The 24,138-nt window shown below is 50.5% G+C and carries 24 protein-coding genes; 19 read left to right on the forward strand and 5 right to left on the reverse strand.

Annotated elements, in window-relative coordinates; all coding sequences use genetic code 11:
• Window positions 1-26: 26 nt before the first annotated feature.
• On the reverse strand, window positions 27-1,100 hold the full coding sequence (gene alr, locus TOLA_RS02890) for an alanine racemase (protein ID WP_041609455.1): 1,074 nt from the start codon (window positions 1,098-1,100) through the stop codon (window positions 27-29).
• Between the two features lie 654 nt (window positions 1,101-1,754).
• Between alr and dgcN the strand changes: the two genes are divergently transcribed.
• From dgcN to cspE, 7 genes are all read left to right on the forward strand, one after another.
• Window positions 1,755-2,747 carry an N-acetyltransferase DgcN gene (dgcN, locus tag TOLA_RS02900; RefSeq protein WP_012728789.1) on the forward strand — a complete coding sequence of 331 codons (993 nt, stop codon included), beginning with the start codon at window positions 1,755-1,757 and terminating at the stop codon, window positions 2,745-2,747.
• 14 nt (window positions 2,748-2,761) lie between these two features.
• Entirely contained in the window at window positions 2,762-3,745 is a 984-nt protein-coding gene (dgcA, locus tag TOLA_RS02905) for an N-acetyl-D-Glu racemase DgcA (protein ID WP_012728790.1), read from the forward strand.
• Between the two features lie 33 nt (window positions 3,746-3,778).
• On the forward strand, window positions 3,779-4,639 hold the full coding sequence (locus TOLA_RS02910) for a D-amino-acid transaminase (RefSeq protein ID WP_012728791.1): 861 nt from the start codon (window positions 3,779-3,781) through the stop codon (window positions 4,637-4,639).
• A 156-nt stretch (window positions 4,640-4,795) separates the two neighbouring features.
• Window positions 4,796-6,184, forward strand: coding sequence for an alanine/glycine:cation symporter family protein (locus tag TOLA_RS02915; RefSeq protein ID WP_012728792.1), 1,389 nt, complete (start codon window positions 4,796-4,798; stop codon window positions 6,182-6,184).
• 235 nt (window positions 6,185-6,419) lie between these two features.
• Complete coding sequence (gene ahpC / locus TOLA_RS02920) at window positions 6,420-6,983, forward strand: alkyl hydroperoxide reductase subunit C (protein ID WP_012728793.1); 564 nt, start codon at window positions 6,420-6,422, stop codon at window positions 6,981-6,983.
• Between the two features lie 71 nt (window positions 6,984-7,054).
• Window positions 7,055-8,620 carry an alkyl hydroperoxide reductase subunit F gene (ahpF, locus tag TOLA_RS02925; RefSeq protein WP_012728794.1) on the forward strand — a complete coding sequence of 522 codons (1,566 nt, stop codon included), beginning with the start codon at window positions 7,055-7,057 and terminating at the stop codon, window positions 8,618-8,620.
• Between the two features lie 321 nt (window positions 8,621-8,941).
• Window positions 8,942-9,151: a transcription antiterminator/RNA stability regulator CspE gene (gene cspE / locus TOLA_RS02930; protein ID WP_012728795.1), complete on the forward strand. Its 210-nt coding sequence runs from the start codon at window positions 8,942-8,944 to the stop codon at window positions 9,149-9,151.
• 67 nt (window positions 9,152-9,218) lie between these two features.
• Here the strand turns inward: cspE and TOLA_RS02935 are convergent, their stop codons facing one another.
• On the reverse strand, window positions 9,219-9,875 hold the full coding sequence (locus TOLA_RS02935) for a phosphohydrolase (protein WP_012728796.1): 657 nt from the start codon (window positions 9,873-9,875) through the stop codon (window positions 9,219-9,221).
• 185 nt (window positions 9,876-10,060) lie between these two features.
• Between TOLA_RS02935 and rbsD (TOLA_RS02940) the strand changes: the two genes are divergently transcribed.
• From rbsD (TOLA_RS02940) to TOLA_RS02985, 10 genes are all read left to right on the forward strand, one after another.
• Window positions 10,061-10,480, forward strand: coding sequence for a D-ribose pyranase (gene rbsD / locus TOLA_RS02940; protein WP_012728797.1), 420 nt, complete (start codon window positions 10,061-10,063; stop codon window positions 10,478-10,480).
• A gap of 11 nt (window positions 10,481-10,491) precedes the next feature.
• Window positions 10,492-11,418 (forward strand): ribokinase, encoded by a 927-nt coding sequence (rbsK, locus tag TOLA_RS02945; protein WP_012728798.1) that lies wholly within the window; start codon window positions 10,492-10,494, stop codon window positions 11,416-11,418.
• 318 nt (window positions 11,419-11,736) lie between these two features.
• Window positions 11,737-12,156 (forward strand): D-ribose pyranase, encoded by a 420-nt coding sequence (rbsD, locus tag TOLA_RS02950; protein ID WP_012728799.1) that lies wholly within the window; start codon window positions 11,737-11,739, stop codon window positions 12,154-12,156.
• 8 nt (window positions 12,157-12,164) lie between these two features.
• The gene (gene rbsA, locus TOLA_RS02955; protein WP_012728800.1) at window positions 12,165-13,667 is read left to right on the forward strand and encodes a ribose ABC transporter ATP-binding protein RbsA; all 1,503 of its coding nucleotides are present in this window, start codon (window positions 12,165-12,167) and stop codon (window positions 13,665-13,667) included.
• Window positions 13,664-14,650: a ribose ABC transporter permease gene (gene rbsC / locus TOLA_RS02960; protein ID WP_012728801.1), complete on the forward strand. Its 987-nt coding sequence runs from the start codon at window positions 13,664-13,666 to the stop codon at window positions 14,648-14,650. Before rbsA ends, rbsC begins: the two co-directional genes overlap by 4 nt.
• 28 nt (window positions 14,651-14,678) lie before the next feature.
• Window positions 14,679-15,560 (forward strand): ribose ABC transporter substrate-binding protein RbsB, encoded by an 882-nt coding sequence (rbsB, locus tag TOLA_RS02965; RefSeq protein ID WP_218916132.1) that lies wholly within the window; start codon window positions 14,679-14,681, stop codon window positions 15,558-15,560.
• 53 nt (window positions 15,561-15,613) lie between these two features.
• Window positions 15,614-16,537 carry a ribokinase gene (rbsK, locus tag TOLA_RS02970; RefSeq protein WP_012728803.1) on the forward strand — a complete coding sequence of 308 codons (924 nt, stop codon included), beginning with the start codon at window positions 15,614-15,616 and terminating at the stop codon, window positions 16,535-16,537.
• Between the two features lie 5 nt (window positions 16,538-16,542).
• A complete protein-coding gene (locus TOLA_RS02975; RefSeq protein ID WP_012728804.1) occupies window positions 16,543-17,547 on the forward strand; it encodes a substrate-binding domain-containing protein in 1,005 nt (334 codons plus the stop codon).
• A gap of 79 nt (window positions 17,548-17,626) precedes the next feature.
• Complete coding sequence (locus TOLA_RS02980) at window positions 17,627-18,571, forward strand: ADP-ribosylglycohydrolase family protein (RefSeq protein ID WP_012728805.1); 945 nt, start codon at window positions 17,627-17,629, stop codon at window positions 18,569-18,571.
• Window positions 18,555-19,367 (forward strand): NAD(+)--dinitrogen-reductase ADP-D-ribosyltransferase, encoded by an 813-nt coding sequence (locus TOLA_RS02985; RefSeq protein ID WP_012728806.1) that lies wholly within the window; start codon window positions 18,555-18,557, stop codon window positions 19,365-19,367. The genes TOLA_RS02980 and TOLA_RS02985 overlap by 17 nt, the downstream gene beginning before the upstream one ends.
• A gap of 57 nt (window positions 19,368-19,424) precedes the next feature.
• Here the strand turns inward: TOLA_RS02985 and hemL are convergent, their stop codons facing one another.
• Complete coding sequence (gene hemL / locus TOLA_RS02990) at window positions 19,425-20,720, reverse strand: glutamate-1-semialdehyde 2,1-aminomutase (RefSeq protein ID WP_012728807.1); 1,296 nt, start codon at window positions 20,718-20,720, stop codon at window positions 19,425-19,427.
• Between the two features lie 205 nt (window positions 20,721-20,925).
• On the opposite strand from hemL, the gene erpA reads away from it, so the two are divergent.
• Complete coding sequence (gene erpA, locus TOLA_RS02995) at window positions 20,926-21,273, forward strand: iron-sulfur cluster insertion protein ErpA (RefSeq protein WP_012728808.1); 348 nt, start codon at window positions 20,926-20,928, stop codon at window positions 21,271-21,273.
• Window positions 21,274-21,333: 60 nt separating this feature from the next.
• On the opposite strand, the gene TOLA_RS03000 is transcribed toward erpA, so the two are convergent.
• Both TOLA_RS03000 and TOLA_RS03005 read right to left on the reverse strand, forming a co-directional pair.
• Window positions 21,334-21,531, reverse strand: coding sequence for a hypothetical protein (locus tag TOLA_RS03000; protein WP_012728809.1), 198 nt, complete (start codon window positions 21,529-21,531; stop codon window positions 21,334-21,336).
• A gap of 151 nt (window positions 21,532-21,682) precedes the next feature.
• Window positions 21,683-22,786, reverse strand: a complete 1,104-nt coding sequence (locus tag TOLA_RS03005) for an anhydro-N-acetylmuramic acid kinase (RefSeq protein WP_012728810.1) — start codon at window positions 22,784-22,786, stop codon at window positions 21,683-21,685.
• Between the two features lie 110 nt (window positions 22,787-22,896).
• Between TOLA_RS03005 and tyrS the strand changes: the two genes are divergently transcribed.
• A complete protein-coding gene (tyrS, locus tag TOLA_RS03010) occupies window positions 22,897-24,096 on the forward strand; it encodes a tyrosine--tRNA ligase (RefSeq protein WP_012728811.1) in 1,200 nt (399 codons plus the stop codon).
• Window positions 24,097-24,138: the final 42 nt, after the last annotated feature.

The raw sequence follows: 24,138 nt of genomic DNA on the forward strand, positions 1-24,138 counted from the left end.
GTCTGTGTTATCCATCGTGCCTGAATTCAAATGATCTGCCGTTGTACACGGCTGGTGATTTTGATCACCAGTTCATACGCAATGGTGCCGATATGGCGGGCCACCTCTTCAGCGGGCAAGCCGTTGCCCCACAATGTTACTTCATCACCGATCTGATCCTGACTTTCCGGTCCTAGATCAACGGTCATCATGTCCATGGATACCCGGCCGGCCAGTGCGACTTTCCGGCCATTGACTAATACCGGCGTTCCAGCAGGCGCCATGCGTGGGTAACCATCACCATAGCCCATGGCGATCACGCCAATGCGGGTGTCCTGATCGGCGATCCAGTGACCGCCATAACCAATGCTTTCACCGGCTTTATGTTCCCGAACTGAAATCAGCGTGCTTTTCAGCGTCATCACGGGTTGTAAACCCTCAGCGATTCCGGTGCTGTCAGCGCGTGGTGAGATGCCGTAAAGGGCAATGCCGGGGCGTACCCAGTCGAAATGGGCATCAGACCAATAGAGCACCCCTGCAGAGTTAGAAAGACTTTTTTCGCCAGGGTAGGGCGCTGTTGCCTGAATGAAGCAGGCCAGCTGTTCGTGCGTAGTTGATGCACTGAGTTCATCCGCTCTGTAGAAATGGCTGACAAAGCCTACATGCCCGCTGACGTTGGCGGAGTTGGAAAGCTGGGTAACATAATGCGCTACCTGCTCCGGCATAATCCCAATGCGATGCATGCCGGTATCAATCTTAAGCCAGACTTTTACTGGCGTTGGCAACGATGCGGAGAGAATATCGGCTAATTGTCCGGCATGATGGATCACGGGTTGGAATTGATAGTGCGCGGCAATCAGCAGATCTTTTGCACAAAAACATCCTTCCAGTAATACGATCGGGCGCTCAATGCCTGCCTGACGCAGCACCACCGCCTCTTCTATACGGGCGACAGCAAAAGCATCCGCTTGTTGCAGCGTTTTAGCGACCAGCACTGCATCATGCCCGTAAGCATTTCCTTTTATTACTGCAATGATTTTGCTTTTGGGGCTGCACTTCTTAATTTTCTCAAAGTTGTGTTGTAAGGCTTTGAGATTAATTTGAATCCTTGCAGTTAACATCATGTCACCTTAGCTCATGCTCTGACTGATAAAATCAGCAATAGTAGTTGTATATGCTTGCAGTTTTGCTTTTTATTTGTCAAATAATCCTTATTTTTGTTTATTGTCAGAGTTATATGTTGCTTTGTCTTTAAATAAAAGATAATAAACCGGCCATGGTGTTTTATTTTATATTTGACGAATAAAAATATCGGATTACTCATTTTTTCAGATTTTTTGAATAAAATCATATTTTATGACGCGCTGTTTAATTTCTGTTTTGCATCTTTTTGGCGATCTAAAATAATTAGATTGCACTTATTTGATTCAAAATATAAAGAAAAAACCCAAAGTAATGATATTGCTATAAATCGTTAAAAATCAAATGTTTGGTTTGTGTTTGATTTTTTGTGCATGATAAAAATCTATTTGTATAAAATTTATTAGCGAAAACTGGCTTTATGTTTCGTTTTTTGATTTATCTGTGGATTTATGTTCTGGTGTTTGTGTTTTTCTTTGGTTGTATATCCTTTGTTTTTTCGTTTATTGACAATATTGTTTTGATATATCTATTATCTGTACAACAAAGTTCTTTCTTGTTTTTAGCCAGCAATATATTTGCCGGTATGGCATCGCTTTGTCAGTTAATAATATTTCTTTATGAGGATGATAAATATGGAAATTCAAAAACCTTACCTGCTGTTCTTAGGCGATGCACATGACATTCTGGCCGCTAAAGTAGCGATTGGTATTAAGCAGTGGCATCCGGAATATTGTGTCGGTCAATACCGCATGGAAGAGTGTCATGCAGATTGTGATCTGCCGGATATGGATATTGCCGCAGCGAAAGCGGCCGGTGCGAAAACACTGGTGATTGGTGTCGCAAACCGGGGTGGCATCATCTCTGACAAATGGATTTCCATTCTGACTGAAGCACTCGAAGCCGGTATGGATCTGGCGTCTGGTCTGCACAATCGTCTGACTGACGTGCCGGAATTAAAAGCGCTGGCGGACAAACTGGGTCGTAAACTGTTTGACGTGCGTCATCCAACCCAAACCTTCCCTGTAGCAAATGGTAAAAAACGTGAAGGTAAACGTCTGCTGCCAGTGGGCACTGACTGCTCCTGCGGCAAAATGTACACTGCACTGGCTATTGAAAAAGAGATGCTGGAACGTGGCATGAAAGCGACATTCCGCGCGACTGGTCAGACCGGCATTCTGATCAGCGGTGCTGGTGTGAGTATTGATGCGGTGGTTTCTGATTTCGTCGCTGGTGCGGTAGAAGTGCTGGCGCCAGCGAACGATGCTGATCATTGGGATGTCATTGAAGGCCAGGGCTCCCTGTTCCACCCATCCTTTGCCGGTGTGACTACCGGTATTATTCACGGTGCGCAAGCTGATGCGCTGGTGCTGTGTCACGAACCAACCCGTACTACCATGCGTGGTGTGGATTACCCAATCGTGGATCTGGGCGAGTGTATGGCGCTGAATCTGGCGATGGCAAAACTGACCAATCCAAAGGCCCGTTTTGTTGGCATTTCCGTGAACACCGCTAAATTATCTGAAAAAGAAGCGATCGCGCTGATGGCCGATATCGAAGAGAAATACGGTCTGCCAACGGTTGATCCATTCCGTCAGGGTATGAGCCGCATCGTCGATCAACTGTAATCCAGCAGGGTGGAATGAGTATGGAAATCCGGGTATTTAGCGAAAGCTGGCCGATCCGAGGCTCATTCACCATCTCGCGCGGCAGCAAGACTGCCGCCGAAGTGGTGGTGGTGGAACTCACGCAGCAGGGCGTCACCGGGCGCGGGGAATGTGTACCGTATGCCCGTTACGGCGAATCAGTGCAGGGCGTGATTGCCCAGATCGAAACGCTGATCCCAGCTATTCGCGATGGTTTAGATCGCGAGGGATTGCAATCGGCGCTGGTGGCCGGTGCGGCTCGTAATGCCATTGATTGCGCATTCTGGGATCTGGAAAGCAAACAACACCGGCAACGCATCTGGCAACGCCTGAATAAAACAGAACCCCAGGCGTTACTGACGGCTTACACATTGTCGCTGGATACGCCGGAAAACATGCAGAAGGCTGCCGAAGAAAACGCATTCCGCCCACTGCTGAAACTGAAGCTGGCTGGTGCCGGTGATCTGGCGCGGGTTGCTGCGGTGCGTAAAGGTTCACCTTCCGCCCGGATCATCGTCGATGCCAATGAAGGCTGGAACGAGCAGCTTTATCGTGAGCTGATCCCTGAATTGCAAAAGCTGGGAGTGGAAATGATTGAACAGCCACTGCCAGCAGGTGAGGACGCCATTCTGGCTTCTTTACCTCGCCCGATCCCGATTTGTGCCGACGAATCTTGTCATGACAGCTCGACATTAAATGAGCTGATTGGCCGTTATGACATGATCAATATCAAACTGGATAAAACCGGCGGTCTGACGGAAGCGCTGATTTTACGTGAACAAGCGGAAGCTGCGGGTCTGAAGATCATGGTCGGTTGCATGCTGGCCTCGTCACTGGCAATGGCACCGGCATTTGTGGTGGCGCAAGGCGCGCAGGTCGTTGATCTGGATGGCCCGTTATTGCTGCAAAAAGATCGTAAACCCGGTTTTGATTATTCCGGCAACCTGATGCATGCACCCGATGCGGCATTGTGGGGCTAGGCGCCGGATCCAGAAAAATTTAAGGAGTGAATCATGAGTCGTATCGTCTATGTTGATGGTCAGTATGTAAATGAAGCTGATGCCAAAATTTCTGTGTTTGACCGCGGTTTTCTGTTCGCCGATGCCGTGTATGAAGTTACCGCCGTATTGAATAGCAAGCTGGTGGAGTTTGCCGGTCATCTGGAACGGTTACAGCGTTCATGCCGTGAATTATCACTGACCATGCCGGTGGCACCTGCCCAGTTAAAAACTATTCATGAAGAACTGATCAAAAAGAACAATCTGGTGGAAGGCGGTATTTATCTGCAGATCAGCCGTGGTAATGCCGGTGATCGTGATTTTGCTTTTCCCGGTGCCGAAGTTAAACCAACGCTGGTGCTGTTCACACAGTCCCGCCCGGTGATCGACAGCCCGAAAGTCAAAACCGGTATCAAAGTAGTCACCATGCCGGATATCCGCTGGCATCGCCGTGATATCAAAACCGTCGGTTTGCTGGCACCTTGTCTGGCGAAAGAATATGCCCATGCCAATGATGCAGACGACGCCTTCCTGGTGGAAAATGGTTTTATCACTGAAGGCAGCTCCAGCAATGCTTACATTGTACTGGCGGATAACACCATTGTGACTCGTCCGTTAAGCAACGACATCCTGCATGGTATTACCCGTAAAGCGCTGCTGGTACTGGCGGCACGGGATGGCATCAAGGTAGAAGAACGTCTGTTTACGCCTGATGAAGCCTATCATGCCAAAGAAGCGTTTATCAGTTCGGCAACCACCTTTGTCTGGCCGGTGGTCAGTATTGATGGCAAACCGGTGGGTGATGGCAAACCCGGCCCGATCTCTTTGCGTTTGCGTGATATCTATGTGGAACTGGCTAAAGCAGAAGTGGCCTGATTTATGAATGTATTCAGTCAGTTTTTACCACCTGCTGACTGAATATACTGTTTTGATTTATCAATAATAATTATTCATTTTAAAAAAGCAGTACCATCGACGAGTAAAAAATAAGCAGGTGAAGAGACATCCCTTTAATCAATGGAGATTAATCATATGGAATACCTACTTAATACATTTAATGAGCTCAATGGGATAGTCTGGGGCGCCCCTATGCTGGTGATGATCCTGGGTACCGGCCTGTTCCTGATGTTTCTGCTTCGATTTATACCGTTGCGCAAGATTGGTGCCGGGTTTGCGCTGTTGTGGCAGGGGCGTACCAAAGCTGACGACGAAAGCGGTGAGATCAGTCCGTTTCAGGCACTGATGACCTGTCTGGCTGCAACGGTGGGGACCGGTAATATCGCCGGTGTCGCAACCGCTATTTTTATGGGCGGCCCTGGTGCGCTGTTCTGGATGTGGTGCACCGCACTGGTCGGCATGGCCACCAAATATTCAGAAGTCGTGCTGGCGGTACATTATCGCGAAAAAGATAAAAGCGGTGAGTATATCGGCGGCCCGATGTATGCCATCAAAAATGGTCTCGGTAAGCGCTGGGTCTGGTTAGGCTCGGCCTTTGCTGTCTTTGGCGGGCTGGCCGGATTCGGTATCGGCAACATGGTGCAGGTCAACAGTATGGCGCTGGCACTGGAAAGCACGTTGCAGGTACCCACCTGGGTGACCGGTGTGGTGACAACGATCATTGTTGCTATGGTGACACTCGGCGGTGTGAAGCGTATCGGGAAAGTTGCGGAAGCACTGGTGCCGTTTATGTGTGTGGCTTACGTGATCTGTGGTCTGGTCGTGCTGACTGTTAATGCCGCTGAGATCCCGCATGCATTTGAACTGATCTTTACCTATGCGTTTACGCCGGTAGCGGCAACAGGCGGTTTTGCCGGTTCGGTCGTGCTGATGTCCATCCGTTACGGCGTAGCGCGAGGTGTCTTTTCTAACGAAGCAGGCTTGGGTACTGCCGGTATTGCGCAGGCAGCCGGTACCACTAAGAGTGCGGTACGTTCCGGTCTGATTGGCATGCTGGGAACCTTCATTGATACTCTGATTGTGTGTTCCGTTACCGGTCTGTCTATTATCACTTCCGGTGTCTGGACGAATGGTCAGAGTGGTGCAGCCTTATCTGCAGCTGCTTTTGAAGCGGCCATGCCGGGATTTGGCGGGATAGTGCTGACTATTGCGCTGGTGATCTTTGCTTTCACCACGATTCTGGGCTGGAGCTACTACGGCGAGAAATGCTGGATCTATCTGGTTGGCACCAAAGCCGTTCTGCCGTTCCGTGTCCTCTGGGTTGTGGCTGTACCGTTCGGTGCGATATCGCAACTGGATTTCGCCTGGTTAGTGGCCGATACCTTAAATGGCATGATGGCAATTCCTAACCTGCTGTCTCTGTTGTTGCTGAGCCCGGTGATTCTGAAACTGACGAAAGAGTACTTTGCGGGTGACGAAGCGGAAGAGACATTACCCGTTTCGGTTAATACAACGAGTAACTAACTGCAGATGCTGTATGTCGATAACGAACGACTCCCGCTAAAGGCGGGAGTTTACTATTTCTGCCAACAATACCCTACACAAAGATTTAAGTTTTCAATCACAGTTGTTACATAGGTAAAACCTATTAAACAAATAGTTCACAACTATTGGATAGGAAGACAATTTTGGGCCAGTATAGACACATCGGGTAGCCAAGCACTCGTTTGTAACCAACAACCCAATGAAGGAGTTCCACATGTCTTTGATTAATACCGAAGTTAAAACATTTGCAACCAACGCTTACCACAATGGCAAATTTGTTCCTGTAACCAGCGATGATCTGAAAGGCAAATGGTCAGTTGTATTCTTCTACCCAGCCGATTTCACGTTCGTATGCCCAACTGAACTGGGTGACCTGGCTGACAACTATGCTGAATTCCAGAAACTGGGTGTTGAAATTTACAGTGTGTCTACTGACACTCATTTCACCCACAAAGCATGGCACGATACTTCTGATACCATCAAAAAAATCCAGTATCCAATGCTGGCTGACCCAACAGGCGTTATTTCCCGTAACTTCGACGTTATGATTGAAGAAGAAGGTCTGGCACTGCGCGGTACTTTCGTTATCAATCCGGAAGGCCAGATCAAACTGTGCGAAATCCATGACAACGGCATTGGCCGTGATGCCAAAGAGCTGCTGCGTAAAGTACAGGCTGCTCAATATGTAGCTAACCACCCAGGTGAAGTTTGCCCGGCTAAATGGACTCCGGGTGCAGCCACTCTGGCTCCATCTTTTGATCTGGTTGGCAAGATCTAATCCTGCGTCAAAAATTGCCGGGTTCGCCCGGCATTTTTTTCTCTGCATTCATTCACGAGACGAGACTCATTATGTTAGACGCAAATGTAAAAACTCAATTAAAAGGCTATCTGGCCAATGTGACTCATCCCATCGAGATCATCGCGTCAACCGATGACAGTGATTCATCTCGCGAGTTGCAATCGCTCTTAAATGATATTGTTGAACAATCCGACAAGATTTCTCTTCGTCAATCCGATGACCCAACCACACGCAAGCCTTCTTTTGCCATAAACCGTGTGGGTGCTGATATGGGCGTTGCCTTTGCCGGTTTGCCGATGGGACACGAATTTACATCGCTGGTACTGGCGTTACTGCAAGTCGGTGGCCATCCGCCGAAAGCAGATGCCGAATTGCTGGAGCAGATCCGCAATTTGCCGGGCGAATACAACTTTGAAACCTATATTTCGCTGACCTGTCAGAACTGCCCGGATGTCGTTCAGGCATTGAATCTGATGTCAGTAGTTAACCCCAAAATTCGTCATGTGATGATCGATGGCTCCCTGTTTCAGGATGAGGTGAATGCACGTCAGATCATGGCTGTACCAACTGTCTATCTGAATGGCGAAGTCTTTGGCCAGGGACGTATGGGCCTGGAAGAGATTGTCGCCAAGTTAGACACCGGTTCGTCAGCGCGTGCGGCGGCAAAACTGAATGAAAAAACGCCGTTTGATGTTCTGGTCGTCGGTGGTGGTCCGGCTGGCGCGGCTGCTGCGATCTATGCGGCCCGTAAAGGTATCCGTACCGGTGTGGTTGCTGAACGTTTCGGCGGTCAGGTGCTGGATACCATGAGTATCGAAAACTTCATTTCTGTGAAAGAAACCGAAGGTCCTAAACTGGCCATGGCGCTGGAGCAACACGTTAAAGAATATGACGTGGATATCATGAATCTGCAGCGTGCTGCCGAGCTGGTTCGTGGGCCGGAGTATGTTGAAGTCAAACTGCAAAGTGGCGCCGTACTGAAGAGTAAATCCGTTATTCTGGCAACCGGCGCCCGCTGGCGCGAAATGAATGTACCAGGTGAGCAAGAGTACCGCACCAAAGGTGTGGCCTACTGTCCGCACTGTGATGGTCCGCTGTTTAAAGGGAAACGCGTTGCGGTTATCGGTGGTGGTAACTCCGGTGTTGAAGCGGCTATCGATCTGGCCGGTATCGTAGCTCATGTCACCTTGCTGGAGTTTGACAGCAAGTTGCGTGCTGATGCGGTATTACAGAGCAAACTGCGCAGTCTGCCGAACGTCACTATTATTACTGAAGCATTATCTACGGAAGTGCTGGGTGATGGTAACAAGGTGACCGGGTTAACTTACACTGACAGAGCAACCAATGAAGGTCACAAAATCGACCTGGAAGGTATTTTTGTTCAAATCGGCCTGCTGCCTAATACCGACTGGCTGAAAGGCAGTGAAGTTGAACTGAGTAATCGTGGTGAGATCATTGTTGGCGCACATGGCAATACGTCGATGGAAGGGGTATTTGCTGCAGGTGACGCGACTATTGTGCCTTTCAAACAAATCATCATTGCGATGGGTGAGGGTGCCAAAGCGTCTTTAGGCGCGTTTGATTACCTGATCCGTTCCTCTGCACCTAAAGCGTAAAAAATCTAATAAAATCAAAGCCTGTACATCATTTGGTGTACGGGCTTTTTCTTTTTGGATGGCGTTTATTTATCTTTTTTCAGCGATATAAAAATATTTTGCGAATTAACTCGCTATTAATAACTGCGTGTGGTCTAATCTTCCTCGGCCTGTACATCAGACCTATTTATGAAAGACATTTTGATTGAAGTTAAGACCCCTGCCAATTCTTACCGATTGTGCCGTTGTAATAATATTTTCTCAGTGCCCCATAAGTATCGATAGATAAATCCGGCCATTATTGCCTTTGTGGCACAAAAATTTATTTCTTAGGAAAATGTTATGTCTAAAGTTAACGGTTCAGTTAAGTGGTTCAACGAAACTAAAGGTTTTGGCTTCCTGTCTCAGGACAACGGTGGCAAAGACGTGTTCGTTCACTTCTCAGCTATCGCTTCTACCGGTTTCAAAACCCTGGCTGAAGGCCAAGCGGTATCTTTCGATATCGAAGAAGGTCAACGCGGCCCATCAGCTGTGAACGTAACTGTTCGCTAACTGATACTGACGTAATATTTTTACGTCACAAAAAAACCTGCTGCGGCAGGTTTTTTTATTGGAAAAATTAAAGTTCACGTAATAATTGCTTCACATAACCTTCCAGATATTTCCTGCGTTTTTTAGCCATTTCTAGTCCGGCAGCTGTTTGCATGCTATCTGCAACTTTATAAAGTTTCACAAAGAAATGATCGAGCGCGTATTGCAGATCATCTAATGGCCGGTGCTTTGCTAATGGGTCATAAGGATCAAACATTTCCCGCTCCATCCGGCCGGAAGTGTAAAATACCCGCGCCAGCCCGATAGCGCCTAACGCTTCCATACGATCCGCATCCTGTAATAATTTTGCTTCTATTGTTTCTGCCGGCAGATTCGCTGAAAAGCTATGCGCCTCAATGGCATGAGCAACTGCGATTAGTTTTTCCTGCGGGAAATCCATCTCCTGTAAAATGGTACAAGCTTCGTGAGCCGCTAAACGAGAACTTAAATGCCGTTCCGGATGGTTTTTCGGCAGACTGACAATATCGTGCAGATACGCGGCTGCCAGCAATACCAGTTCATCACCTGGCAAACCTTCGGTCTGATTTAACGCACGGGCTGTTTTCCATACCCGGCGAAAATGCGCAATATCATGGGCACCATCAGTTTCGGTATGGTGTTGTTCCAGCCAGTTTTCCAGTTGTTGCTGCCAGTCATTGAGAAGGGGCTGATTATCCTGATTCATCTTGATTTCTGTTGGTGATACGATTTTTTGATTCTACGCGTTAATCCTGTTTCCGGTTTATTGATTGAAAAAGAATTCCTCTTAAAACCCTTCGAGAATGATCACAGAACCAATCTGCTTCAAATGCTACACCCTTCAGTAACTGACTCCGATTTTTAATGCTGTTCTCTTGCAAGGACTCTCTTATGAAAAAACATGTATTGCTGAATGCGCCGTTATCTCACGTTATTGCCACTATGGGGCACACCGATCAACTGGTGATTTGTGATGCCGGATTACCGATCCCGGCGGCACCGGAGCGGATTGATCTGGCGGTGAGCCGCGGCGTGCCTAAATTTATGGATGTCGTGCAAGCGGTGACGGCTGAAATGCAGATAGAGCGGGTGATCATGGCGCATGAGTTTGCTGAAACCAGTCCGGCGTTACATATTGAGCTGGTTGCACATCTGGAACATCTTGCGCAAGAGCAGGGGCGGGCGATCAGTTTTGACTATGTCAGTCATGATGAGTTCAAGGAAATGACGCATCTGAGCCGTGCGGTAGTACGTACCGGTGAATGTACGGCGTATGCCAACGTGATTTTCGTTTCCGGCGTGGTGTTTTAAAAGGAGCGGGCATGAATAAAAAGCTGGTAGTGCTTGGCAGTGTGAATGCGGATCATATTCTTTCTGTTCCCCGTTTTCCCCATCCCGGTGAAACCCTGAAAGGACAGGATTATCAGGTGGTGTTTGGTGGTAAAGGTGCTAACCAGGCGGTTGCTGCCGGCCGTTCCGGCGCGGATGTCTCTTTTATTGCCTGCGTGGGTGATGATGATTTGGGTCAGCGGATGCGGACTCAATTTACCTTTGATGGTATTGATACGCAGGCAGTGATGTCTGTGCCGGGCATGAGTACTGGCGTGGCTATGATCTGGGTCGCCGATAGCGGGGAGAATTGTATCGGCATTGCCGCCGGTGCAAACGCCGCGTTAACGGTGGACAGAGTGGAACCGCATCTTGCTCTTATTGCTGATGCGCAGATGTTGCTGATGCAGCTTGAAACACCACTAGCCGCGGTTGAAGCGGCTGCGCGGCATGCCAAAGCGCATGGTACGCTGGTGGTGCTGAATCCGGCGCCAGCCGCGACATTACCGGTTTCGTTGCTGAAGCTGGTGGATGTGATCACGCCAAATGAAACTGAAGCCGAAGCATTAACCGGTGTCGCGGTGAATACCGAGCTGGATGCTCAGCGCGCGGCGGATCAGTTGCATGCGTATGGCATCAAAGTGGTGTTGATCACATTGGGTGCCCGGGGCGTCTGGCTGAGTGAGAATGGGGTGGGGGAACTTATCCCCGGATTCAAGGTGAAAGCGGTAGATACGACCGCTGCCGGTGATACCTTTAATGGTGCGCTGGTTACCCGCTGGCTGGAAGGAAAACCCATCCGCGAGGCGATCCGGTTCGCCCATGCCGCAGCGGCAATTTCGGTTACCCGTGCCGGTGCACAACCCTCCGTACCGGATCGGCAGGAGGTGGATGCATTTCTGCAGCAACAAACCGTATAAATTAGTTGTCTCGTTACCGATGCCTGTTCGCTGCGGCAGGCATCATTTCAATTCTCACCTGACACCATTAACGTGATGTATTTCTTCCTGTTTTTCATCTGAGTCATATCACGCATCCTGTTTTTTATTGCACTTTAAATAGAGGTTACATTTTGCTAACTCGATTCACCTGAATTTAACCATCGAAACGTTTCGATGGTGATCACAATTATAAGAGAGGGATCTGGAAAAGCATTTTGTTCTGGCTAAGACTGTTTATGCAGTACATGACCTCGTTGCTTTTCTTTCTTTTGTTAACTTATCTGGAGAATCCAGATCATGAAAAAACATGCTTTGCTGAATGCGCCACTGTCCCATGTGATTGCCACCATGGGGCATACCGATCAACTGGTGGTTTGTGATGCCGGATTACCGATCCCTGCGGCACCGGAACGGATTGATCTGGCGGTAAGCCGGGGTATTCCGCATTTTATGGATGTGGTACAGGCCGTAACGGAAGAGATGCAGATCGAACGGGTGATCATGGCACAAGAGTTCGCTGAGGTGAGTCCGGCTTTACATTCTGACTTGCTGGCGCATCTGGATGATGTTGCCGAAACACAAGGCAAACCCATTCTTTTTGACTATGTCAGCCATGAAGAATTCAAACAAATCACACATTTAAGCAAGGCTGTCGTGCGTACCGGTGAATGTACACCTTATGCGAATGTGATTTTTGTCTCTGGCGTAGTGTTCTAGGAGGCAGTATGCAGCCCTTGCTCCAAATGCAGAACATCGATAAGCAATTCCCTGGGGTGAAAGCGTTATCCGGTGCTTCACTCAGTGTTTACTCTGGCCGTGTCATGGCCTTGCTGGGAGAAAACGGGGCCGGAAAATCGACCCTGATGAAGGTGTTAACCGGAATTTACAGCAAGGACGCTGGTTCGATTAATTATCAGGATCAAGAAGTCACATTCAATGGTCCGAAACAGTCACAGGAAGCCGGGATCAGTATTATTCATCAGGAATTAAATCTGATCCCCGGATTGACCATTGCGGAAAACATCTTTTTAGGCCGGGAATTTGTTACACCTTTCGGCCGGATTGACTGGAAAAAAATGTACGACGAAGCCGATAAATTGCTGGCTCGTCTGAAGGTGCCACACTCCAGCCGCAAGCTGGTGGGTGAGCTTTCCATTGGCACACAGCAGATGGTGGAAATCGCCAAAGCACTCAGTTTTTCCTCCCGTGTCATCATCATGGATGAACCGACTGATGCGCTGACCGATACCGAAACGGAAGCATTATTCTCTGTTATCAGAGAGTTAAGAGCCGAAGGGCGTGGCATTGTTTATATCTCGCATCGTCTGAAAGAGATTTTTGAGATCTGTGATGATGTCACGGTACTGCGTGATGGCCAGTTCATTGCCGAGCGTACCGTCGCTTCGCTGGATGAGGATGCCTTGATTGAAATGATGGTGGGGCGCCGGCTGGAAGAACAATATCCGCGCCTTAATATTCCGCACGGTGAACTGCGTCTGCAAGTCAATGAGTTCTCCGGTGCCGGTGTAAAAGAAGCGTCTTTCGTGCTGTACAGCAGTGAAATCCTGGGCGTTTGCGGTCTGATGGGGGCCGGACGCACCGAACTGATGAAGCTGATTTATGGCGCGTATGCCAAAACCGAAGGGGAACTGGTTCTTGATGGTGAACCGCTGAGTATCCGTTCAACGCAGGATGCACTGGATAACGGCATTGTTTATATCTCCGAAGATCGCAAAGGGGACGGGCTGGTATTGGGGATGTCGGTGAAGGAAAACATGACACTGCCGGCACTGCAGTATTTCAGTTCGTTCTGGGGGCTGAAACATGCCGCTGAGCAACAGGCGGTGAATGATTTCATCCGTCTGTTCAATATCAAAACTCCCGGTATGCAGCAGCCGATCCGCCTGTTATCCGGTGGTAATCAGCAGAAGGTGGCGATTGCCCGCGGATTGATGACCCGGCCAAAAGTGCTGATTCTGGATGAACCGACCCGTGGCGTGGATGTCGGTGCCAAGAAAGAGATTTACCAGCTGATCAATCAATTTAAGCAGGAAGGCTTAAGCATCATTCTGGTCTCATCCGAAATGCCGGAAGTGCTGGGCATGAGTGATCGGATACTGGTGATGCACGAAGGGAAAATTTGTGGTGAATTTGATCGCGCTGAAGCGACCCAGGAACGACTGATGGCCTGTGCCGTTGGTAAAACGGTAGGACAACACGCAGCATGAGTACTCAAACCATGAACGCTAAATCTAACTCTGATTCATCCCGCTGGTTCAGTAAACAATGGTGGTTAGAACAGAAAGCTCTGATTGCCCTTTTGATTCTGATCGCGGTAGTTTCCGCATTAAACCCTAACTTCTTTACCGTCGATAACCTGCTGAATATTCTGCGTCAGACGTCGGTCAACGCCATCATGGCGGTCGGCATGACGCTGGTGATCCTGACGGCCGGTATTGATTTGTCGGTGGGCTCGGTGCTGGCATTGTGTGGCGCATTTGCCGCTGCGATGCTGGGGCACGAGTTACCGATCTTTGTGACCGTACCGGTTGTGTTACTGGCGGGTGCACTGCTCGGCGGGGTCAGTGGTGTGATCATCGCGAAAGGCCGGGTGCAGGCATTTATTGCCACTTTGGTCACTATGACTTTGCTGCGTGGCGCTACTTTGGTATTTACCGATGGTCGTCCGATCAGCACCGGTTTCTCTGATGCATCCGATGCTTTTGCCTGGTTTGGTACCGGCTATCTGTTCGGTATTCCGGTTCCTGTCTGGCTGATGGTGGTGGTATTCGCGACAGCCTGGTATCTGCTGAATCATACTCGTATTGGTCGCTACATTTATGCCCTGGGCGGCAATGAAGCGGCGACCAGTCTCTCCGGTATTAATGTCGACCGGATCAAAATCATTGTCTATGCCGCTTGTGGTTTCTTGTCTGCGCTGGCCGGGATCATCGTGACCTCCCGTTTGTCATCTGCACAACCCACTGCCGGCACAGGCTATGAACTGGATGCTATCGCTGCCGTTGTTCTGGGCGGTACCAGTCTCGCTGGTGGTAAAGGACGGATCTCGGGAACCCTGATCGGTGCTTTCATTATCGGCTTTCTAAACAATGCTCTGAACCTGCTCGATGTTTCTTCTTACTACCAGATGATTGTCAAAGCGACAGTAATTCTGCTGGCAGTACTGATTGATCACAAGAGCAGTAAATAACCCCTGAATCGAGGAAAAAGCTATGAATATGAAAAAGTTAGCAACTCTGGTTTCTGCTGTGGTGTTGAGTAGTTCAGTATCCGTCTCCGCGATGGCGAAAGATACAATGGCACTGGTGGTTTCCACACTGAACAACCCGTTCTTTGTGACACTGAAAGACGGTGCGGAAGCCAAGGCCAAAGAGCTGGGTTACGACCTGCTGGTACTGGATTCTCAGAATGACCCTGCCAAAGAGCTGGCTAATGTGGAAGATTTAACCGTTCGTGGGGTGAAAATATTACTGATTAACCCGACTGATTCGGATGCCGTCGGTAATGCGATTGCCATGGCGAACAAAGCGAAATTGCCGGTCTTGACACTGGATCGTGGCGCTAATAAAGGCACCGTCGTGAGCCATATCGCTTCCGATAATATCGCGGGCGGTAAAATGGCGGGTGACTTCATTGCTACTAAACTGGGTGAAAAAGCCAAAATTATCCAGCTGGAAGGGATTGCCGGAACTTCGGCGGCCCGTGATCGTGGCGCCGGATTCAAACAAGCTGCGGATGCGCATAGTTTCGACATCCTGGCCAGCCAACCCGCAGATTTTGATCGCACCAAAGGCCTGAACGTCATGGAAAACCTGCTGTCTGGTAATGGGGATGTGCAGGCTGTCTTTGCCCAGAATGATGAAATGGCATTAGGTGCTGTTCGTGCACTGCAGGCTGCCGGTAAAGATAAAGTGCTGGTGGTCGGATTTGATGGTACCGATGACGGTATGAAAGCTGTGGAGAAAGGCATGATGGCCGCAACCATTGCGCAGCAACCGGATCAGATTGGTGCGATTGGTGTCGAAACAGCCGATAAAGTACTGAAAGGTGAGACTGTTCCGGCCAATATTCCGGTACCACTGAAAGTAATTTCTAAATAATGTCAGTCTGTACCCGCCTTTGTGCGGGTACTTTTTTTTTGCCGGAGCAGAAGATGAGCAAAAAACTGGTCGTTCTCGGCAGCGTGAATGCCGACCACGTATTATCTGTACCCCGCTTTCCGAAACCAGGTGAAACGCTGGTCGGAAGCGGTTATCACATTGCTTATGGCGGCAAGGGGGCGAATCAGGCCGTCGCGGCTGGCCGTACTGGCGCCGATATTGCTTTCATTGCCTGTGTGGGCAGTGATGATATCGGTGCCCGCATGCGGGAGCAGTTTGCGGCAGACGGTATTGATACTCAGGCGGTGATGGCGATAGAAGGCACCACCACCGGCGTTGCCATGATCTGGGTTTCCGCGGATGGAGAAAACTGCATCGGTATTTCTGCCGGTGCCAATGCAGAACTAACGCCCGCCCGCCTGCAACCGCATCTGCCATTGATCGCTGATGCGGATGTGTTGCTGATGCAGCTGGAAAGTCCGCTAAGCACGGTGGAAGCGGCCGCACAGACGGCAAGAATTGCGGGAACAAAAGTGATCCTGAATCCGGCTCCGGCCCAGGCATTACCGGAATCACTGTTACGGCTGGTCGATGTCATCACCCCCAATGAAACAGAAGCGCAGGCGCTGACGGGCGTGGTCGTTGACACCGAACAGGACGCACAAAAAGCGGCGGATGTCCTGCATACCTATGGCATAAGTACGGTGTTAATTACGTTAGGTGCCAGAGGGGTTTGGGTGAGTGAACAGGGCAAAGGTGAACTGATCCCTGGTTTCCGGGTACAGGCGCTGGATACCACGGCGGCGGGCGATACCTTTAACGGCGCTTTGGTCACGGCAGAGCTGGAAGGGTTGCCATTACGCCAGGCGATTCGTTTTGCGCATGCAGCTGCGGCGATTTCCGTGACCCGTTCCGGCGCACAACCTTCGATTCCGGTAAGATCTGAGGTGGATGCGTTTCTGGCAGCAAGGAGTTAGCAATTTTGGCCACCATGAAAGATGTCGCCCGGTTAGCGGGTGTTTCAACCTCCACGGTTTCACATGTGGTGAACAACACGCGTTTTGTCAGTGACGAAATTCGTGAGCGCATTCTGAAAGCGGTGGCCGAACTGAACTATTCACCTTCTGCGTTAGCCCGCAGCCTGAAACTGAATCAGACCCGCACACTGGGCATGATAGTCACAACCTCCAATAACCCGTTCTTTGCCGAAGTGGTCGCCGGTGTGGAACGGATCTGCTATCAGCGGGGATACACCCTGGTATTGTGCAATACGGAAGGTGATCCCGAACGTCTAAGGCACAATCTGGAAGTGCTGCTGCAGAAGCGGATTGATGGTCTGCTGCTGATGTGCACCGAATCTCACTCTGCTTCTGCGGAAGTTTTCGGCCAACGTCCGGCCATCCCGATTGTCGTGATGGACTGGGGGCCACTGGATAGCAAAGTGGATCGCATTCAGGATAATTCCGCGCAGGGCGGCTATCTGGCTACCCGTCATCTGCTCGAACAGGGGCATCGCAAGATAGGGCTTATCACCGGACCATTAGATAAGCTGCCGGCACAATCCCGGCTGGAGGGTTACCGGCGCGCGTTAGAAGAAGCGGGAATTTTATTCCGGCCGGAATATGTCGTTGAAGGTGATTTTGAGTTCGCCGGCGGAATCGCCGGCATGCATCAGTTATTGGCGCTGGCGGAACCGCCGACTGCTGTCTTTGCCGGTAATGATGTGTCCGCTGTCGGAGTCTATCGGGCGTTGTACCGGGCAGGCTTGCAGGTGCCGCAGGATATGTCCGTTGTCGGCTACGATGATATTGAGCTGGCCCGTTATCTGACACCGCCGCTGACAACCATTCATCAACCGCAGGAAGATCTCTGCCGGCAGGCGGTAGATACTCTACTGGATCGGATCCAGGGCGCGGATGATGCTCCAAGGCTTATTATGCTTGAGCCCGCACTAATACAACGGGAATCTGTTCGTTGTGTCAGATAATCCCCCTCAGCTTTATTATTCCGATGGTTTAAACCTTGCATAAGCTTTGGCTTAAGTGAGAGTTACACCGGAGGATGGCATGAACAGCGAATTAGATCGTGCGCTGGGTTGTCTGGTTGGCTTGGCCGTTGGTGATGCCGTCGGTACCACGCTGGAGTTCAGGCCAAGAGGTTCATTCAAGCCACTGACCGATATGGTGGGTGGCGGTCATTTTTGTCTGCAGAAAGGTTATTGGACAGACGATACCTCCATGGCGCTTTGCATGGCGCACAGTCTGCTGGATCGTGGCGGATTTGACGCAGCGGATCAGATGAACCGCTATTGCGACTGGTACGATAACGGCTATCTCAGCAGTATCGGCAACTGTTTTGATATCGGGACGACGGTTTCCAGTGCGCTGCGCCGTTTTCAGAAAAGCGGTAATCCGTTCTCCGGGATGACTGCCCGCTGGACATCCGGCAATGGTTCTATCATGCGTCTGGCTCCGATCCCGATCGCTTATTTACAAGCTCCTGAACAGGCCATTCATTTTGCCAAACAAAGCTCGCGTACCACGCATGCGGCACCGCTCTGTCTGGATGCGTGCGGCTGGCTGTCGGCACATCTGCTGAATCTGCTGCAGGGCGGGGATAAAGAAAGTGTGTTGCATGTGTCTTATCCGCCACAAACTGAGGCAATTGCCACATTACAGCAGTTTGAATTTCTGGATAAAAATTACCGCGATCTGAAAGGTACCGGCTATGTGCTGGAAAGCCTGGAGGCCGCATTATGGTGTTTCTGGCATACGCATTGTTATGCCGATTGTATTCTGGCGGCTGCCAATCTTGGTGATGATGCCGACACTACGGCCGCTGTCGCCGGGCAGCTGGCGGGGGCGTACTACGGTTATCGGGGGATCCGGAAAGACTGGCTGCAGCATCTCTACTGGCATGATGAGATCTGTGCGCTGGCGGAGCGTCTTTATCACCTGCAACCCGCGAGTGAAGAACTGACACCGGAGTGGCCTGATGCCGCCATTACCTGAAGAACGCACTTTACTGGCACAACTGACCCTACCGCTCAATCGCTGCAATGTTCCGGCACCGGTACTGGCCAGTCTGGCCTATCAGCAATATCCGGTTTCACTGCAACTGGATGGTATCGAAACGTTTTATCCGGAGTTATTTGATCGCTTAGTTGCCTGCCGCGATCCCCGGCAACGGATGAGTATTTTCAGCGACTACATGGCGGTGCGTTTTCGTTTACCTGAGGCCCGGCTTGCTCTTCGTCCGGATGCCGATCCGGTTCCCCGTCCGCAGAGTAATTACCGGAAACTGTTGCTGGGCTGGCTGTTTGATTCTGACAGTGATGCCGGTGCCGCCTGGCGGCAGTGGGTCGAATCCCGCTTTGGCTTAAGAACCATTTATCATCACGAACTGATTCCACCTCAGGATTCAGACGCTTATCTGCGCTATATGCGGGCTTGTGTCCGGGCGACTTATCAAACCAATGATCTGGCCGGGCAGCTGGATCTGTTGTATTGCTTTTGTCAGTATCAGCTGGCGCATCTTTACCCGATGCAGCAGCATTTAACGTTGTACCGGGGCAGCAATGATGCTCCGCGTTATTATCATGAACAGCAGCCGGTTTTATTGCTGAATAATCTCAGCTCCTGCAGCAGTGATGTGGACGAGGCCTACCGGTTCGGTCCGAAAGTTGTCGAACTGCAGGTCCCGCTGAGCAAAATAGTCTGTTTTGATACCTTGTTACCGCGCGGATTAAATGGTGAACACGAATATATGGTTTTAGGCGGGATTTATAAGGTCAGGCAGGTGTGGTGATCCGGAACAATAAAGACGTGGTTGCCCACGCCTTTATTGCTGATACAGCGTGAAATATTATTTCATCTGCGCAAAACAACGCTCTGCGGCAGCCAGCGTTTCTGCAATATCCGCCTCGCTGTGTGCCAGCGAGAGAAAGCCGGCTTCATAAGCCGATGGGGCCAGATAAACGCCTTCCTGCAGCATCAGATGGTAGAAACGTCTGAATGCGTCAATGTCACAGCGGCTGACCTGTTCAAAACGGGTGATTTCCGGCTCATCCGTAAAGAAGAAACCGAACATGGCACCGACATAGTTCACCGTCAGCGGAATACCCTGTTTTGCTGCTGCAGCTTTTAAACCTTCAGCGACTTGTCTGGTTTTCTCTGCCAGCGTGTCATACAGACCGGGCTGCTGTATCGCTTTTAACATGGCTAAACCGGCCGCCATTGCCACCGGATTACCGGATAACGTCCCGGCCTGATACACCGGACCAGTCGGCGCGATATAGGCCATGATCTCTTTCTTGCCACCGAAGGCACCGACCGGCATACCGCCGCCGATGATCTTGCCCAGCGTCGTCAGATCCGGCGTAATCCCGTAGTAACCCTGAGCCCCCTGCAGGCTGACCCGGAAGCCGGTCATGACTTCGTCAATGATCAGCAGTGCGCCATATTTATCGCAGATAGCGCGCAGACCTTCAAGGAAACCGGGAACCGGCGGAATGCAGTTCATGTTGCCAGCGACAGGCTCCACGATGATACAGGCGATCTCACTGCCATAACTGGCAAAGGTTGCTTCAACCGAGGCAAGATCATTATAGGTACAGGTCAGGGTATGTTTGGCAAAATCAGCGGGTACACCGGGAGAGTTAGGCTGGCCCAGCGTCAGTGCGCCGGAACCGGCTTTTACCAGCAGACAGTCAGCATGGCCGTGATAACAGCCTTCAAATTTTACGATCTTGTCGCGACCGGTATAACCACGCGCCAGACGAATTGCGCTCATGGTGGCTTCCGTACCGGAGTTCACCATGCGGACCATTTCCATATCCGGCATGATCTGACGGATCATTTCGGCCATCAGTACTTCGCTTTCCGTTGGTGCGCCATAACTTAAACCATTTTCGACGGCGGCCAGCACCGCCGCTTTGATTGCCGGATGGTTGTGACCTAACAGCATCGGCCCCCATGAACCGACATAGTCGATATAGCGATTACCATCCACATCGAATAGATATGCGCCGTCTGCTTTAGCGATAAAACGGGGTGTGCCGCCAACGCCGTTAAAGGCGCGAACGGGTGAGTTGACACCGCCGGGGATCGATTGTTGTGCCGCAGTAAAGAGTTGTTCGGAACGTTGTGTGCTGTAAGCCATGAAATGTCAGTCCGTATTTCACTGTGAAATAATCAAACGACTATAGCGCAAAAGCAGATAAAGCAGAAAAGATCTACCGATGATACATTATGGCGAGATGCGGGTTGGGTAATACTTGAACTGTTTAGTCAGGTATTACATAATTTGCTAAATTAACCGATAAGTTTACAGAGTCGTTTTTGGCCGCAGGCCGAGTGAGGTAGTTATGAGTGACGTAGCAGTGCAGTTTCCCATTGAGATGACCGATGCGGCGGCGGCGAAAGTAAAAACGTTGATCACCGAAGAGGAAAATCCGGAGCTGAAACTGCGGGTCTATATCACGGGTGGTGGTTGTTCCGGTTTTCAGTATGGCTTTACCTTTGATGAAAAGATCAACGAGGGTGATACCGTGGTAGAAAAAGACGGTGTCATCATGGTGGTGGATGGTATGAGCTTGCAGTATCTGGTGGGCGGCGTGGTGGATTATATCGACGGGCTGGAAGGTTCGCGCTTTACAGTAACTAACCCGAATGCCACGACTACGTGCGGCTGTGGTTCAAGTTTTTCTGTCTGATCTTTGTTTGGAATAAACCAGTCCGGCTCAGAGAGCCGGACTGGTTTATCAGATAACTTCTTACTTAGTTGCTTCAGCAGCAGAAGTAGCAGCAGCTTCTGAAGTAGCAGCAGGAGCGGCTTCAGCAGCAGGAGCTGCAGCGGCTGGTGCTTCAGCAGCTGGTTGTGCAGCTGGTGCAGGAGCAGCAGCTTCTTCTTTTTTACCACAAGCAGTCAGAGCTACAGCAATCAAACCAGCCAGGATCAGCGCTTTTTTCATCTTGGTATCCTCAGATAGAATTATATTCCCAGTGTCACTTATAATCTGTGACTTGTGAATTCTATCACAAACCACAGAGCCTCATTGTACGCTTAGGTTTGATTGCCTCTCAATAGTGCATCTGAAAATAGTTATAGATTATGTTTATTTGTTATTTCGCCGGATAAAACGCGCCCAGAACGGCTTTTCTGCTGGCGCCTGTCACGGCAGGCAGGTTTCCCGGACGACGTTCACAAAAGCAGTGCGCCAGCCAGGCAAAAGCAATCGCTTCCACCCAATCAGGGTGCATGCCCAGTTTCTGTGTTGAATCAACCTGCCAGCCGGGCATTAAGGATGCGATACGCTGGCATAACAAGGGATTATGCGCACCACCACCACAGAGATACAGACTGGCTGGTGTCGTCAGTGGTTGCAGTGCATCGCGCACGGTGAGCGCCGTAAATTCCAGCAGGGTACGTTGTACGTCTGCCGGAATAATGTCCGGATACGTTGCCAGTTGCTGCAACAACCAGCCGAAGGTAAAGGTTTCCCGGCCGGTACTTTTCGGATACGGCAGTGCGAAATAGGGGTGGCTCAGCAGATCAGCCAGCAGCGGTTGATGTATCTGCCCGCTGGTAGCCCATTCTCCACCGGCATCATAACTGCCGCTGTGATGCTGACGATACCAGGCATCCAGCAGCGTATTTCCGGGGCCGGTATCAAACCCAAACACCTGCTCGGCATGACCGGGCAACACCGACACATTACTGATGCCGCCGATATTGAGAATAAAACGGGGTTCGTTTTCCTGACCAAATACGGCCTGATGAAATGCCGGTACCAGCGGGGCGCCTTGTCCGCCGAGAGCAATATCCTTCATGCGGAAATCACAAACAACATCAATACCGGAGATGGCCGCCAGTCGCGCACCGTTGCCAATCTGCAAGGTAAAACCGGATTCCGGCCGGTGGCGTATCGTTTGACCATGCGAACCGATGGCAGAGATTTGATCGGTGCTGACGCCGGCCTGATGCAATAAATCAGCAACTGCTGCGGCGAACTCTTCCGCCACCCGCTGATCCAGCCAGCCCATACGGTCGATTTCATTTTCACCCGGCGTGCAGATGGCGTGCAGTTGCTGCACCAGATCTTCCGGCCAGGCACGGGCATGCGTTGTCACCAGATCTGGCTGGTCACTCTCAGTGGAAAACTCGACCAATGCCGCATCAATTCCATCCATGCTGGTGCCGGACATCAGACCAATATAAAGCGCCATAACGGTTATCTTCGCTTGTGAATTCGACTGCCAGCAGTTTACTTCCTTTTCATGTGCGCAGCCATTTCGTAAACTGTGTCTAATTTGCTGAAATAATCTGGAGTAATAGCATGTCCGAGTTGGAAACCGCATTAGCTGAAATCAAGCGCGGTGCTGAAGAAATCCTGGTGGAAGAAGAGCTGATTGCGAAATTAAAGGAAGGTCGTCCACTGCGTATTAAACTGGGGATGGACCCGACTGCACCGGATATTCACCTTGGGCATACTGTTATCCTGAACAAGCTGCGTACTTTTCAGGATCTGGGACATGAAGTGATCCTGTTGATCGGTGACTTCACTGCGCTGGTAGGTGACCCGTCAGGTAAAAATGCGACCCGTCCTCCGTTGTCGGAAGAAGCGATCAAAATCAATGCGCTGACTTACGCAGAGCAGGCGTTCAAAATTCTGGATCCGGCCCGTACCCGTATCGAATATAACTCTACCTGGCTGAAAGAGCTGGGTGCGACCGGCATGATCAAGCTGGCAGCGAAACAGACTGTCGCCCGTATGCTGGAACGTGATGATTTCAAAAAACGTTATGCCAATGGCCAGTCAATCGCGATCCACGAATTCCTTTACCCATTGTTGCAGGGCTATGATTCAGTAGCTCTGAAAGCGGATGTGGAACTGGGTGGTACTGACCAGAAGTTCAACCTGCTGATGGGCCGTGAGCTGCAGAAAGATGCAGGTCAGCCGGCACAGTGTGTACTGATGATGCCGCTGCTGGTGGGTCTGGATGGCGTGAAGAAAATGTCCAAATCGTCCGGCAACTACATCGGCGTGCACGATGCACCAAACGATATGTTCGGTAAGATCATGTCGATCTCGGATGAGCTGATGTGGAGCTACTACGAGCTGCTGTCTACTCGTCCACTGGCGGAAATCACTCAGTTTAAAGCCGATATTGCCGCGAACAAGCTGAACCCGCGTGATGTGAAAATCTGGCTGGCGAAAGAACTGATTGCCCGTTACCACGATGAAGCGGCAGCAGAAGCGGCACATAACGATTTCACGCAGCGTTTTTCTAAAAATGCGATCCCGGATGAGATGCCGGAAGTGACCGTAGCTGCACCGGCTGAAGGTATTGCTGTCGGTAACCTGCTGAAAGAAGCGGCTCTGGTGGAAACCACGTCTGAAGCGCTGCGTATGATCAAACAGAATGCTGTTAAGCGTGATGGTGAGGTCGTGGCAGATGGTAAATTGCTGGTCACTGCTGGCACTGCCGTATGGCAGGTCGGTAAGCGTAAATTTGCCCGTATTACTGTGGCATAAGCCGAATTATGTTTGCTTGAATCCCGCCGGCTGGCGGGATTT

Origin of the sequence: Tolumonas auensis DSM 9187, from assembly GCF_000023065.1 — a bacterium.
In the GTDB taxonomy this organism is placed as follows: Bacteria; Pseudomonadota; Gammaproteobacteria; order Enterobacterales; family Aeromonadaceae; genus Tolumonas; species Tolumonas auensis.